The following is a 13,957-nucleotide window of genomic DNA, read 5'->3' as shown; positions in this document are numbered from 1 at the left end:
CTAGTCCCGGATGATGACGCGGGTTTCGGATTTCAAAGCGTTGCCGAGTGACTTTAGCCGTGCCTCGGCCACTTCGTTGAACAGGGGGCGTGCGGCAGTTGGCAGGAACAGGTCCAGTTGTTGCTTCTTGGGGTAAAACTTCAAAGTCGCCATCGGCGCATCGTTTTGCATCCACAGCATGGCACCAAACCGCATGGCTTTTCCCAAAATCTCGGCCTGTTTCTGGTCTTTCTCGTCTAGGAGTTCGTACAGTGCGGTGAACCGGTTGCCCTCACGTTTGTTACGATACCGGTGCTGCAGGGCCAGTCCGATATAGACTCGTTCCGAATGCTTCAAGCCGCCCAGATTGGCTCGTGTAACGTAGTCGAAACAGACCTCGGCGCGATAGTCAGGATGCGCGCGCCAGCTGACGTCGTGCAACAGACAGGCCGCCTTTATCAGGCGGATGCGCGCGGGCGGGGCTGATTTGAACAGCGGCATCACGAAATCGAGCAGATGTTTTCCGAAACCGGGCAGGCGGGCGTCCTTGGCTTCGGAGAAACGGCTCGCCTCAATCAACGGATCACGGTCCCGCAGGTTTTGCGGCATCTGTTCGTAAAGCAGACCTTCGCGGATACCATAGCTGGAAATGGCGATATCCTTGGGTTTGAACGTGCGGATCAAGCGTGCCAGCACATCCATCGCATAGGGGATCAACGCCATCCGTGATCCCGACACACCGGCTTTGCTGCGCAGCTTTTCCGGGTCACCTTTTTCGATGAATTTAATGGTCTCGCGCACCTGCTTGGTGGTCATGCGATATTCATGCAGCACGTTCAGGGGATAACCCCGACGCAGCATGTCCAGACGTGCAAAGGCCCGCCAGCTTCCGCCCACTAGGAACAACCGGTCCCGTTGCGGCCCCATCTGATCGCGCAAATCCTCCATCGTGGCCTTGATGTGCGCCTTGCGCGCGCGCCGACCACCCTTGATATCGCGCAGTTTCAGCGGTCCCAGCGCCGAGGTCAGGCGCCGGCCGACACCGCCGTCTCCGATCTCGGCCAATTCCATTGAGGACCCGCCAATATCGCAAATCAGCCCATACGCACCTGGCCATCCCAGCAGGACACCCTGCGCGGACAGGCGTGCCTCTTCATCGCCGTTAATGACCGATACGGTTAGGCCGGTTTCGGCTTTGACCTCGGCACAAAACTCGGGGCCATCCTCGGCCTCGCGCACGGCTGCGGTGGCGACGACATGCAGGCCAGGCAGACCAAGGTCATCGGAGAGTTGGGCAAACCGGCCCAAAGCGGCCAGAGCGCGTTTGCGACCCGTCGGATTAAGCCGCCCCGTGTCCGAAAGGCCCGCGCCAAGCTCGCACATCACTTTTTCATTGTAGAAATAAGCCGGTGAGCGCGCGGCACCGTCAAAGATCACCATCCGGACTGAGTTTGATCCGACGTCAACCACGCCCACGCGTGACAGAGCTCGGGCTTGGGGGTCATCAAAGAGGGGCTTTCCGAACGGACCCCAGTCAGGGATTTCGGTAACGACAGTCTGATCCATGTCTCTTCCAGATATTCCGCGTGCAGAATGCGAGATGACCCGGCGTGGGTCAATTCCCAGATTGGATATCATCCAAATCTGCGCTCAAAACACGCACCGCCAAGGCGCGGGTAATGTCGCGCTTTTCCGATAGCGCAAGCTGGTCCAGTTGCGCCACCACACTGGCGGCAGTTTCAAAGCGCCGGTCCATATGTTTGACCAGATAGGCGATAACCTCGGGGCTGGGGTTCAACTGCCGATCCACGAACAGCTTGGCCAGAACCGCACCCAGCAATGCGTCATCCGGCGGGTCAAGCGCTACGTGATGCGCGCCCTCGATCCGGCTTTGGAGATCGGGCAGCGGAAGTTGCCAGAAATTAGGGGCCAGCCGTCCAGTCATGAGAAGGGCGTTGCCTTCGGCCAACACTAGATTGTGGAGGTGAAACAGTGTTTTCTGTTGTTCTAAGTTGTCCGCGATCATCGGGACGTCTTCGACCGCGACAGGCGCGCGTGCCAGATCCGGCACGTCTTCGTGACGCACATCCGCGGCCTGAATGATCCGACCACCGGTTTCCGCCGCCCAGACATGTGCCAGATGGGTTTTGCCGGCACCCGCAGGGCCGCTCAGGACCAGTTTGTTGCCCGGCCAGGACGTGGCCGAGATCATTGCAACTGCAAGTGCATTCGCGGGAGAGACGAAAAAATCCTCACGCCCCAGCGCGGTTTTGGCCGGAAGATCAAAGCTTAGCTGAAGGGCCATCTTACAGGTCTTCCTGATCCACGCTTTCGAGGCCGGTATACAGGCGACTGCCCAGATAGACTGATGTCGCGTACCGCGCCAGCACGCCCAGTGCGGCAGCAACGGGTACGGCAATCAGCATACCAACAAAGCCGAACAGGGCACCGAACACAGACAACGCCAACAGCAGCCATACAGGGTGCAGGCCTACCGAGTTACCCACCAGTTTCGGCGTCAGGAAGTTGCCCTCGGCCACCTGACCCAGCGCAAAAATCCCGGCAACCAGACCGATCTGCGCCCAGTCTCCCCAGAATTGGAACAGCGCCAGACCGATGGCCAGCGTGCCGCCGATCAGGGCGCCGAGATAGGGGATGAACGTTACTAGACCGGCAATAAAGCCCACGATCAGCCCGAACTGCAGACCGACGGCCATCAATGCCACGGCGTAATAGGTTCCAAGGATCAGGCAGACGGTCCCCATACCCCGCACGAAAGACGCCAGAACGCTGTCGATATCGGCGGCCAGACGTTTGATCGTTGGGGCGTGGTCGCGCGGCAACAGGTCTCCGATACGTGCAATCATACGGTCCCAGTCCAGCAACATGTAAACGGTTACGACCGGGACGATGACCAAAAGAACGACAACGTTGATCGCCGAACCCAATGAGGCAGCCACGGTCTGCAGCACATCGCCGGTCTTGGATTTTAGGGTTTCGCCCATTGAGACAAGGAACTGGTGCGTGCTTGATTCCGTGTCCAGCAATGACGGGAACTGTTGTTCAACAAACCCGCGCAGTTGTTTGAACAAGCTGGGCATAACTTCGACCAATTCGATCAACTGTGTGATCAGCGCAGGCGCGACCATCAGGATCATCAGGGCAAAGCTGAGGATGCCAACGACGGTAATAATCCCGGTCGCAGCCATGCGCGACAGGCCCAGGTTTTCCAGTCGATCTGCGACAGGATCAAGGAAATAGGCGATCGCGCCGCCAATTACAAAAGGGAGTAGAACGTCGCCAAGTGCCCATAGTAAAAGCACAAAAATAACAGCGGCAATGCCCCAGTATCTGAGTTGATCCTTTACCGGCAAGGCCATGCTCGTCCCCTTGTTCTTGGCTCTTACTGGTGTTCTTGGCGTAAGCGGCCACGTGATGCAAGCGGTTCATGCCATGGAGATTTCCAAGGGTTATGTGCTGAGAGTCCCAAGCTCGGGCGTATCGACAGTAGCATTTTCATCGGGCCAGTTGGTGCGCCAGATTTCGGCGGACCAATGTCCGCAATGAACAGACGGTCGATCAAAGCCGGGCAGGGGCGGCAGTAGCGGTTCAACGACCACGTCATGACGCGGAACTGCGAAATAAGGGAAGGAATAGCGTTCTTTGCCAGATTTATTGACCACCCGATGCGGAGTGGATTTAAGCCGACCGCCGGACCAAAGCTCAAGCATGTCGCCGATATTCACGATAAAGCCGCCGGGAGGGCAATCCGGGGTGATCCATCCGCCATCCCGGGTCTGCACCTCAAGCCCGCGGACGGGGTCGGGGGCGATGATGGTCAGGGCATCCGTGTCCTTGTGCGGATGAATGCCAAAGCCTTCCTCATCCGAGGCCTGCGGCGGATAGTGCAACAGCGTCATGTTTGTCATCGGGGTGGCAAAGGCCGCTTTCAGCACGTTGGGCTTCAGACCCAAGCCGATTTCAAGCGCGCCCAGCAGCAGTTCGGCTACGTGGTCCAGTTGCGACCAATACTCCAATATCACTTCCCGCGCGCCCGGTACCTCCGCTGGCCAGAGGTTCGGGCCATAAAGGGCGCAGTCATCGCGAACCGGGTGGTCCTCGGAAACCTCGAAATGCAGCTTGTAACCTTCGTATTTATCCGCTTTGCCCGAGCCATCATTGGGCGTGAAGAAACCCATGGGGATATATCCGCGATAGTTGTTGCGGGTGATGGCCTGATCCCACTTGCTCTGTTCATCGATGTCAAAGATCTCGCGCGTCTTGGCGCGGACCTGATTAACGTTGTCAGGCGAAACCCCAGTGCCTGTGATGGAGAGAAAGCCGATGTCGGTGCAGGCGTCCAATATCCGCTGAACGGTTGCGTCATGGTCCGGATGGGCCGTGTCCTTCAGTGGAGAGATGTCGATCGTCGGGATTGATTGCATCAGTGAATCCTCACTCCTTGCCGATCCAGCTCGGTGTGAACAGGGGCGAGGTTCATCTCGTGCAGGTCCTGATTGCTTTTCAGCGACATGGCTGCGGCAATTCCTGCACCCTGACCCATGACCGCGCAGCAAGCCATATTGCGCGTCGCGGCATGGGCAACCTTGTCGGCACCGTGCGAACGGCCCGCTACCAGCAGCCCTTTGACACCTTTGGGCAGCATCGAGCGATAAGGGACCTGCATGTACCGTCCCGTAGTCGGCAGGATCAGGATGCCATAGCCGTCGATGAATTCGGGGTAGATGCCGATCGTATCTTCGAACCGGCCCTGATGGCGGGCATCATCTTCGGTCATGTTATAGGCTGCGTCGATCTTGCGCGTGTCACGGATGCCGATGGTCATACCGAAATTTCGCAACCGAGCATTCTCACAACCTGGCATGAACCGGCGCAGCGCTTCGATGGCCAGCATCGACTGACGACGGCCTTCGATCTCGCCACGTGTCAAACTGTCGGGGTCCGTGCCGTCGATCTCGGCAAGGTGGATGAGATTCATATAGGTCAGCTCACCCGTGTCATGCATTGCCCCCCAGGTGCCGGCGATAGTGTTCAGATGCGGGGGGATAAGCCCTTGATCGATTGCCTGTTGGAATGGTTTGTGGACGAAGGGCGAAAACATGTCGTCTTCTTTGCCGCTCGTCTCGATATTCCACTCACCGCCGCCGCCCCAGTCTTTGTAGGTTTGGGGGTCGGCCTTGACGCCCTCCATGAAGGCGCGCTTGTCGACACCAGCCAGATGGAACATGACCGAGGCGGCCATCATGTCTTCGCGGGCAGTTTTGTGGGTTGGCGCGCCTGCGCGGTGGGCTACATCGGCGTCGCCGGTGGCGTCGATCACCACCTTGGCCAGGATTGCTTCACGCCCAGCTTTGGATTCGGTGATGATGCCTGTGATCCGGTCTCCCTCCATGATCGGAGCGACGAATTGCCGGTGCAGCATCGGATGAACGCCTGCCTCTTCAACCAGCTTGTCGGCCACTAGCTTAAAACCTTCGCTGTCCAACTCATAGCTCAGCGACTGGCTTTCGGGCACCGCGGCGCCCATGTCCTTAGCGCGCGTCTCGAACTCCATGCCGATTCCGCCAGCTTCGACCGTCTGTTCATGGCGATACCAGGCGAAACCCTCAACGCCCACGGCGGTGATGTTGCCACCCATGCAGCCGAAGCGGTCGACAAGCGACACCTCGACCCCGGCCCGGGCCGCGGCCAACGCGGCGGCCAGTCCTGCCGGTCCTGACCCGACCACAAGAACGTCTGTTTGATGAACAACCGGTATTTGACGCGCGGGTTCCTGAATGGTTTGCATGGGTGCCCCCTGGAATTGGTATTTCAGTCACAATTGAAAACCCTGACTGGCGGGTCAATCAAAAAACCGACCGGCCCGAGGTCGCAAAATAACCAATGCATGATTGCCCCCGGCGGGGCTTTGGCATAAGCAACTTTGAAGTCCAAATTCACCTTTAAAGGTTCACCAATGCGCCTCAGCCGTTACTTTCTGCCCGTTCTCAAGGAAAACCCCTCCGAGGCTCAGATCGTCAGCCACCGGCTGATGTTGCGCGCCGGGATGATCAAGCAAGCTGCTGCCGGAATTTATTCATGGTTGCCGCTGGGTTTCAAAGTGCTGCGCAAGCTGGAAAACATCATCCACGAAGAGCAGGCGCGCGCTGGCCACATCGCGATCCAGATGCCCATCATCCAGTCGGCGGACCTGTGGCGCGAATCCGGACGGTATGATGACTACGGTCAGGAAATGCTGCGCATGAAGGACCGGCATGACCGGGATATGCTGTTCACGCCGACTGCCGAAGAGCTGGTCACCGACATCTTCCGCGGTCATGTGAGCAGCTACAAAGATTTGCCGCTGACGCTGTACCAAATCCAGTGGAAGTTCCGAGACGAAATCCGCCCCCGCTTTGGCGTGATGCGGGGCCGCGAGTTCTATATGAAGGACGGTTATAATTTTGACCTGACCAAAGAGGACTCGCTGCACGCCTACAACCGCCATCTGGTCACCTATCTGCGCACCTATGAGCGCATGGGCCTGCAAGCCATCCCGATGCGCGCCGATTCTGGCCCCATCGGTGGCGACAACACGCACGAGTTTCTCGTTCTGGCCGATACCGGTGAATCTGAGGTGTTCTATGACAGTGCAGTCACCGATCTGACCTTCGGTGATCGTCAAATCGACTACGACAGCCGCGAGCAGTGTCAGGCGATTCTCGAAGAGTTCACCTCGAAGTACGCGCGCACGGATGAAACCCATGACGAGGCGCTGTTCAACCAAGTCCCCGAAGAGCGCCGCCGCATGGCGCGCGGGATCGAGGTTGGCCAGATCTTCTACTTCGGCACCAAGTACTCCGAAGCCATGGGCGCAACTGTTCAAGGCCCCGATGGCAAACCCGCTCCCGTTCATATGGGCAGCCACGGTATCGGCGTCAGCCGCCTGATCGGCGCGATCATCGAGGCCAGCCATGACGACAAGGGCATCATCTGGCCCGAAGGCGTGACGCCGTTCCATTGCGGTATCGTCAACCTGAAACAGGGTGATGACGAGGCCGACGCCGCCTGTAACAAGATCTACGGCGCGTTGACTGCGCTGGGCCTCGACCCGTTGTATGATGACCGTAAGGAACGGGCAGGGGGCAAGTTCGCCACCATGGACCTGATCGGTCTGCCCTGGCGCATCACCGTTGGCCCGCGCGGTCTGAAAAACGGAGTGGTTGAACTGACCTGCCGCCGCACAGGCGAAAGCGAGGAGTTGAGCCCCGAAGCGGCCGTCACGAAAGTTGCCGAAATCTATGAGCAAATCGTCTGAACAGGATCATCGGCCGCTGATCTCAGTTGTCACCGTTACACGCAACCTGATCGAAGCGGGGCGCGAGGAGCAAGTCCTCGCCGCCCTGGACAGTGTGCAGTCCCAAAAGTTTCGCAACGTCGAGCACGTCATCTGGGACGGTCAATCCGATGACGGCACACAAGACCTGTTGAAAGATGCGACTAAAACGGTCTCGGCCTCGGGCGATCCCATTCCGGTGCGGTATTTTTGCGAGGGGGACAAAAGCCTGTATGACGCGATGAATCAAGCGGTCGAGCGCTGTACTGGCGAGTATGTCCTGTTTCTCAACTCGGACGACCTGATTGCAGACGCCGAGAGTCTGCTTCGGGTGCAAAATGCCATTGGGTCGGACAAGCCCGACTTTGTGTATGGCGAAACCGTCTTTTTCGATGATGAGGGCAACCGCCGTCACGCCCGTCGACTAACTCTGAAATCCATCCTGCAGCGCCTGCCATTCGGTCACAATGCAATGGTTCTGAAACGGGCGTTGTTTCAGGAACTGGGTGGACATGACTTGCAGTTCCGTTCTGCCGCGGATTACGACATGGTTCTGCGGATGATCCTGTCTGGCCATTCCGGCCGGAGGCTGCAGACCCCGATTTCACTGTTTCGGATTGGCGGGGTGTCAGCAGACACTGACGCCGCTGGCGCCGAGATGGCCGCATGTTGGTTGAAGAATTATAGTCAGTTCTGCGATCTGTCCAGATACACGGACGCGCAGCGAATTGGATGGTACAAACAAGGCCATCTGCCGGTTCGGGTTGCAGGTGCAATCTTGCTGAAATCGCTGTCGCAGCCCGCAATCGCACGTGCCGCGCTGTACAGCCTGACAAAGACGCTGCGCCGCAAGGCTCAGTTCTGGCGAAACTTTTAGTTTCTCTGCGGTTCCGGCCGTTCCGTCAGAATATCGCCATCCGCGCTGTTGCCGCGTGCCACGACAATCGGACGGCCCAGACGTTTAACCAGTTCCTTGAATTCGAACCCCAAAAAGCGTATCCCGCAAACCCTTTCATCGGTTGCGCGATCCGTAATGCACAACCGCCCCTGACGGAACGCCAAGAGGTACCCTTTGTCTTTCAGGATGTCGGTCAAATTTGACCAGCTTGCCGCGGCGTCGAAAACAGGGCGAATGGTTGCACGCAACAGCGCTGCTGTCTCACAATCCAGTTCTGAAGATGCGTTTCGGACCAAAATAGGGTCCAACAATTCCGTACTACTCTTTACAAACATGAGCGACCCCCGCTCTAAAAAATGTATTCCCCCATATTCAGGGTGACAAAGTTTCCAAAAATAAGCAAAACGCGAAATAAAGTTGCGTTTCAAATGTTGCATTTTGAGTTCAGTTTGCCTCGCCATGCTCACATTAACTTCATAGCTGAAACAATACCGGGCTGTCTGTGAAGAGCGTCACAACCGGTGGTATATTTTAGTGACGGGTGATCTCCTTAAATTCGAGTGGCCGATTAACCGGTGCCCCCGCTGATTCGCATTTTCGAGGCTTTGAGAGTGAATTTGACCGCGCCGAAATTGCTGATAAACCGAGCAAAACGATGAACGGGTCCGCGCTGCGCTGAGTTTCGCGACCGTCGTGTATTCAAGGGACTTCCCCCTGCTTGAACTTCAGGCGCTGTTCGGATCGCGCAGGCGGCCGTCCGAGTTCATGTTGCTGAATGCGTTTTGCCTGGAATCGCCTGATGGCTATGCACCGTGGTTCGAGGACCACGCGCAATGCAATATCGGGCTCTGGCCGACCTATTCGCCCGAGGAAATGGCGTCGCAGTTGGCGATGCTGGATGATCCTGCTGCATTGACGTTGGGTCTGCATAACCGCGCCTTGTCGCTGTTGCTCGACGATCTGCGGGATCGTGTGTTTTCCGAGTTGGAAACCAGGGGTATTTGTACCCGACCGCGCGCCGAAGAGGTGCTAAACCGCGCGGCAACGCTGACCGGCTGACAACCGGCTTGACCATCCGGTGAAATGCCGAAAGGGTCGCGACAACAAAATAACCGGAGCAGGCATGGCCAGAACACCCCCGCCCTTTGCCCCATTTGAGTGGAAAATCGCGTGGCGTTACCTGCGCGCGCGCCGTGCCGAAGGTGGCGTGAGCGTCATGACGTGGATTTCCCTGATCGGGATCACGCTGGCCGTCTTTGCCCTGATTGCCACTCTGGCAGTCCGTTCTGGATTTCGGTCCGAATTCGTCGGCACGATTCTGGGCGCAAACGCTCATGTGACTGTGTACTCCGCCGGAGAGTTTGATGCGCAGGGGCGCGTTGATCGAACAATCGCGGAATATGAAGAGATGACCAGCCGGATCGCGCAGGTTCCGGGTGTGGAACGCGCGGCCCCGCTGGTTAAAGGGCAGGTCCTGATTACCAATCGCGACCGCAGCAGCGGAGTCGAGGTATTTGGTATCCGCCCCGACGACTTGCGCGATCTGCCCGGCGTCGCGCAAAGCGAACAAGCCGTTGGTGATCTGGCACAGTTTCAGGACGGTGAGGATGTGATTGCCATCGGGTCAGGTGTGGCGCGCAGCATTGGGGCGACGGTCGGGGACACCGTCAAGCTGACCTCACCCAATGGGGTGAAAACCGCCTTTGGGACATCGCCTCGGGTGAATGCTTATCAGGTGGTCTATGTGTTCTCGGCCGGGCGGTATGACATCGACCGCACCCGCGTCTACATGCCGTTCACGCAAGCTCAGAGTTTTTTCGACCGCGACGGTGTGGCCGACGAGATCGAAGTGATGGTCGAACGGCCTGAAGCGATGAACCCGGTTCTGATCCCCATCCTCGAGGCCGCAGGCGGGCGCAGCCAGATCTGGACGTGGCGGGATGCTTCGGGCGGATTTCTGCGTGCGCTTGAGGTTGAGGACAACGTGATGTTCATCATCCTGTCGATCCTCGTCCTGATCGCGGCAATGAACATCGTGTCGGGCTTAATCATGCTGGTGAAAAACAAGGGGCGCGATATTGGCATCCTACGCACCATTGGCCTGAGCGAAGGGTCGATCCTGCGGGTCTTTTTCATCTGCGGTGCGTTCACAGGTATCATCGGCACCGCTATGGGAGTGATCCTCGGCTGCCTGTTTGCCATTTATATCGACCCGATATTCTCATTCGTGAACTACGTCATGGGCGGCGGCGTCTGGGATCCGTCCATTCGCGGCATCTATTCCTTACCCGCCGAGTTGCACCTTTCGGATGTTCTCAAGGCAGTTGGGCTGTCGTTGGGGCTGTCATTCATCGTCACCTATTTCCCGGCCCGCCGCGCGGCGCGGCTGAACCCGGTTGAGGCGCTGCGCTATGAATGATCTGACGATGCGGCTGAACGGTCTGACCAAAACCTATCTGAAAGGCACTCCGGGTGAGGTGCAGGTGTTGCGCGGTGTCGATCTGGAATTGCGTGCTGGCGAAGCCGTGGCGATGGTCGCGCCATCCGGGGCAGGCAAATCGACACTGTTGCACATTGCTGGACTGCTGGACAAACCGGATGAGGGGACGGTCGAAATCGCGGGCCAGAATGTAGCGGGCAGGGGGGATCGAACCCGTACTGCGCTTAGGCGGCAGGACGTTGGGTTCGTATACCAGTTCCATCATTTGTTGCCCGAGTTTACCGCGCTGGAAAACATCACCCTGCCGCAACTGGCTAACGGTGTACCTGACAAAGCAGCGCAGGACAGGTCGATGACCCTGCTGGACCGCGTTGGCGTTGCAGCACGGGCCGATCACCGCCCCGCCGCCTTATCGGGGGGCGAGCAGCAACGTGTTGCGTTTTGCCGGGCCTTGGCGAACAAGCCACGCGTTTTGCTGGCGGATGAACCGACCGGTAACCTGGATCCCGAAACCTCGGATCAGGTATTTGGTGCGTTGATGTCGCTGGTTCGGGATGAAGGGCTTTCAGCGTTGATTGCCACGCATAACATGGATCTGGCCGCGCGGATGGACCGAAAACTGCGGCTGGAGGCGGGCGTTCTTAAGCCAGTTGAGTGATGGCGACACCGGCCGCCATCACGGCGATGCCCCCGGCCCGTATCCATGTCAGCGGCGTGACCTGAGCACCAAACAGGCCAAAATGGTCGATGGCCGCCGTGCTGATCAGCTGTCCCAGCAGAACAAAGAACACTGCGTTGCCGACCCCGAAATGGGGGGCGACATGCGTGATCGACAGAACATAAAACGCAATCAAAACACCGGCCAGCAACAAGTGTTTCGGGGCTTGGGCCACTTTGGATAGCGCTTCCATTCCTGGAAACAGCAGCATGACCAGGGCTGACGCCACGAACGCGATGGCAAACAGGACTACGCCGGCGGTTGTCGGGGACCCGATCAGCTTGCCCAGTGCGGCATTCAAAGCCGCCAGAATCGGAACGCCGATCCCGGCCGCCAGCATAATGGCTGCGTATTGTGTCATTGCCCGTATCCTCCCGCTTCGTTGATCTGGATCATTGCGCCAAGCCGCCCGGCGGGCAAGCCTGCAAATGTCAGTCGTGACAGGAGGATGCGATGATCAGACCGATGTTCGGGGCAGTTTGTTTGGGTGTGGCTACACTTTCGTCTCATGCCATGGCACAGAACGTTGAAACCGGCGCTGAGCTCTATCAGCACTATTGCGCAACATGTCATGGGATTGATGCGACGGGGCATGGGCCAATGGCTGGTGTGTTGGTGATACAGCCGACTGATCTGACGCAGCTGGCATTCGGGGACGGAGTATTCCCAACAGCCCGTGTTGTGGCGCGTATCGACGGGCGTGATCCCTTGGTCAGTCATGGCAGCCCGATGCCGGTTTATGGCCCGTATTTCGAGGGGCAGGATACCACGATGAAAACCCCAGACGGTCAGCCGATCCTGACCAGTCAGCCGATTGTGGATCTGGTGGTTTATCTGGAGGCGCTGCAATAAGGCTTAGCCTTCGCGGCAAATCCCTTCGACCTTCGCTCCGCTCCACGGAATGACAACGGCACGCTCGCGTTGTGCGCCGGGCAGCGGGGACAAGTCGAAATGCGTCCCCAACATGTCATGCAAGCGCTGGGTCCGCGGTGCGGTAGGGTCCAATGCCCGGCAGCAGACGTATTCCTCGACGATCGCCCCCTGTTGTTCGAATCCATAGGATAGAAAATCAGGCGATGTCTGCAGGTCGAACAAGTACGGGTCCTTGCTTCCGCCATGTTCGGCGGCAGCTCGCAAGGGATGGTAACCAGTGGACTGGCGGTTCTGCCATTGCCAGACGTGTGTCAGTTCGTGTGCAAGCAACATCCCGGCAATCAGGTCCATCTGTTCCGGGAAATCGGACATATAGTCCTCAAGGTACCAGTCCTTGTTAAAATAGACCTTGTTGAACAACGCAACAGCGGCGGGTTTCGCCGTGACGACCCCTTCTTCGGTTGGTGGCAGGATACGTTCCCGACAGGCCAGGCGCGGCCGGTCCTTGCGGTAAAACGTGATCGGCGTTACCGGCGCACCTTCGACAAGTCGCACGCGATCCAAATCCAGCGTGTCGCCTTGAACGGCACTTGCAAATGCGCGTTCCTGATCCGTCAAAGGGCGACCACAGGCAGCAAGCAAAATTAATAGCGTCATCAAAATACGAAAGGCCATAATCAAAGCCTAATGCGAAGTGCCCGCGCTGCAACCCGTTTTCACAGGCTCATCGCCAAAACCCTGCTGATTTCGGTTAGCGACCGGCCTGATTGATCCATCCATGTATTAAAGGCCTCTTGCACCGCAGCCATCGCCTTTTTCGAAGCCGCGGGTTTATCAACCACCCCTTCGGCAATCAGCCGGGCGGTCACATCCTGCGAGAGGATAAAACTGTCACGCCCTGCAAATCGCATGGCGTATTGGGCCGAAGCCCCGCCCAGACGCGACCCGCGCTTGGCCAGCATCGCCAACAGACCGACGTAGTCTTCGGATGGCCATCCTCCAAGCACCTGACCCGCGCCGCCTTCATTACGCAGTTCCAGCAGAAATGCGGCATTGTCACGAACGGTCGCGATCTTGGTCCCGTTGCGCACAATGCTGGTACCCTGCAGCAAGGCGTCGAATTTCTCATCATCCATGAAGGCGCAGCGTCCGACATCGAAACCGTCAAATGCGATTTCAAACCCGCCCCATTTGTTTTCGATGACCTTCCAGTTGAACCCCGCCTGAAAAATAGTCTTGGTAATGATCGACAGCCAGCGATCTTCCGGCATCTCAGCAAGCTCAGCCAGGCTTTTGGGTTTGCTCAATTTTTCATTCAACGCATCCGGGCCACCATGGCGATTGGCAGCCATTACAAAAATTTCATCGAAATGATGCATCAATCATGTCCTCCACCGTTAAAGTTGCCTGTTGAACGCTTCGTTACAAGGTCTCAAAGAGAGTGAGGTTTTGGACATTTGGTGCGTCTGAGATCAAAAAAATGCAGAAAAATCGAACATCGAGCAAAGAAATGCTCGACAAAACAGGGGATTCGGGTTTGTGATTGACTCGTCAATCAAAGACCTGCGCCAGATATTTGTGTTAAGCAAAAACGCGCGCGATCAGTACAACGCAGCGAGTGGGGACTTGCAGCTTAGTACAAGGCGAAAAATTCCGCCTTTGTTCAAAGTGTTCACTTCCCTTTTGCGGCCAATATTGTGCATGTTGCGACAA

Annotated in this window: 15 protein-coding genes; 6 read left to right on the top strand and 9 right to left on the bottom strand. The window is 57.6% G+C overall.

Features of this window, described 5'->3' with window-relative positions:
* The 5 genes from AC2FLA_RS03760 to AC2FLA_RS03740 form a co-directional block, all read right to left on the bottom strand.
* Complete coding sequence (locus AC2FLA_RS03760; protein ID WP_282119090.1) at nt 1–1,545, bottom strand: Ppx/GppA family phosphatase; 1,545 nt, start codon at nt 1,543–1,545, stop codon at nt 1–3.
* 49 nt (nt 1,546–1,594) lie between these two features.
* Nucleotides 1,595–2,284, bottom strand: a complete 690-nt coding sequence (locus AC2FLA_RS03755) for an HdaA/DnaA family protein (protein WP_496720626.1) — start codon at nt 2,282–2,284, stop codon at nt 1,595–1,597.
* A gap of 1 nt (nt 2,285) precedes the next feature.
* Nucleotides 2,286–3,359, bottom strand: a complete 1,074-nt coding sequence (locus tag AC2FLA_RS03750; protein ID WP_496720624.1) for an AI-2E family transporter — start codon at nt 3,357–3,359, stop codon at nt 2,286–2,288.
* Between the two features lie 90 nt (nt 3,360–3,449).
* Nucleotides 3,450–4,424 (bottom strand): isopenicillin N synthase family dioxygenase, encoded by a 975-nt coding sequence (locus AC2FLA_RS03745; RefSeq protein ID WP_496720622.1) that lies wholly within the window; start codon nt 4,422–4,424, stop codon nt 3,450–3,452.
* Nucleotides 4,424–5,788 (bottom strand): FAD-dependent oxidoreductase, encoded by a 1,365-nt coding sequence (locus AC2FLA_RS03740; protein ID WP_496720620.1) that lies wholly within the window; start codon nt 5,786–5,788, stop codon nt 4,424–4,426. Before AC2FLA_RS03740 ends, AC2FLA_RS03745 begins: the two co-directional genes overlap by 1 nt.
* A 168-nt stretch (nt 5,789–5,956) precedes the next feature.
* On the opposite strand from AC2FLA_RS03740, the gene proS reads away from it, so the two are divergent.
* Nucleotides 5,957–7,297, top strand: a complete 1,341-nt coding sequence (proS, locus tag AC2FLA_RS03735; RefSeq protein ID WP_496720618.1) for a proline--tRNA ligase — start codon at nt 5,957–5,959, stop codon at nt 7,295–7,297.
* Nucleotides 7,281–8,192, top strand: a complete 912-nt coding sequence (locus AC2FLA_RS03730; protein WP_496720616.1) for a glycosyltransferase family 2 protein — start codon at nt 7,281–7,283, stop codon at nt 8,190–8,192. The genes proS and AC2FLA_RS03730 overlap by 17 nt, the downstream gene beginning before the upstream one ends.
* Here the strand turns inward: AC2FLA_RS03730 and AC2FLA_RS03725 are convergent.
* The gene (locus tag AC2FLA_RS03725) at nt 8,189–8,650 is read right to left on the bottom strand and encodes a hypothetical protein (RefSeq protein ID WP_496720614.1); all 462 of its coding nucleotides are present in this window, start codon (nt 8,648–8,650) and stop codon (nt 8,189–8,191) included. The two genes, AC2FLA_RS03730 and AC2FLA_RS03725, sit on opposite strands and share 4 nt — an antisense overlap.
* 256 nt (nt 8,651–8,906) lie before the next feature.
* On the opposite strand from AC2FLA_RS03725, the gene AC2FLA_RS03720 reads away from it, so the two are divergent.
* The 3 genes from AC2FLA_RS03720 (at nt 8,907) to AC2FLA_RS03710 (ending at nt 11,311) form a co-directional block, all read left to right on the top strand.
* Nucleotides 8,907–9,272 (top strand): hypothetical protein, encoded by a 366-nt coding sequence (locus AC2FLA_RS03720; protein ID WP_496720612.1) that lies wholly within the window; start codon nt 8,907–8,909, stop codon nt 9,270–9,272.
* Nucleotides 9,273–9,336: 64 nt separating this feature from the next.
* Nucleotides 9,337–10,632, top strand: a complete 1,296-nt coding sequence (locus tag AC2FLA_RS03715; protein WP_496720610.1) for a lipoprotein-releasing ABC transporter permease subunit — start codon at nt 9,337–9,339, stop codon at nt 10,630–10,632.
* A complete protein-coding gene (locus AC2FLA_RS03710; protein ID WP_496720608.1) occupies nt 10,625–11,311 on the top strand; it encodes an ABC transporter ATP-binding protein in 687 nt (228 codons plus the stop codon). Before AC2FLA_RS03715 ends, AC2FLA_RS03710 begins: the two co-directional genes overlap by 8 nt.
* On the opposite strand, the gene AC2FLA_RS03705 is transcribed toward AC2FLA_RS03710, so the two are convergent.
* Complete coding sequence (locus AC2FLA_RS03705) at nt 11,295–11,732, bottom strand: DMT family transporter (protein ID WP_058275676.1); 438 nt, start codon at nt 11,730–11,732, stop codon at nt 11,295–11,297. The genes AC2FLA_RS03710 and AC2FLA_RS03705 overlap by 17 nt on opposite strands.
* A 92-nt stretch (nt 11,733–11,824) precedes the next feature.
* Between AC2FLA_RS03705 and AC2FLA_RS03700 the strand changes: the two genes are divergently transcribed.
* Nucleotides 11,825–12,223, top strand: coding sequence for a c-type cytochrome (locus AC2FLA_RS03700; protein WP_496720606.1), 399 nt, complete (start codon nt 11,825–11,827; stop codon nt 12,221–12,223).
* A 3-nt stretch (nt 12,224–12,226) separates the two neighbouring features.
* Here AC2FLA_RS03700 and AC2FLA_RS03695 read toward each other — a convergent pair whose 3' ends face one another.
* A complete protein-coding gene (locus AC2FLA_RS03695) occupies nt 12,227–12,901 on the bottom strand; it encodes a hypothetical protein (protein ID WP_432653395.1) in 675 nt (224 codons plus the stop codon).
* Nucleotides 12,902–12,960: 59 nt separating this feature from the next.
* A complete protein-coding gene (locus AC2FLA_RS03690; protein WP_496720603.1) occupies nt 12,961–13,623 on the bottom strand; it encodes a DNA-3-methyladenine glycosylase I in 663 nt (220 codons plus the stop codon).
* Between the last annotated feature and the right edge of the window lie 334 nt (nt 13,624–13,957).

The organism is Ruegeria sp. CDSA033 (assembly GCF_059612305.1).
This window is presented reverse-complemented; position numbering and strand designations above follow the sequence as displayed.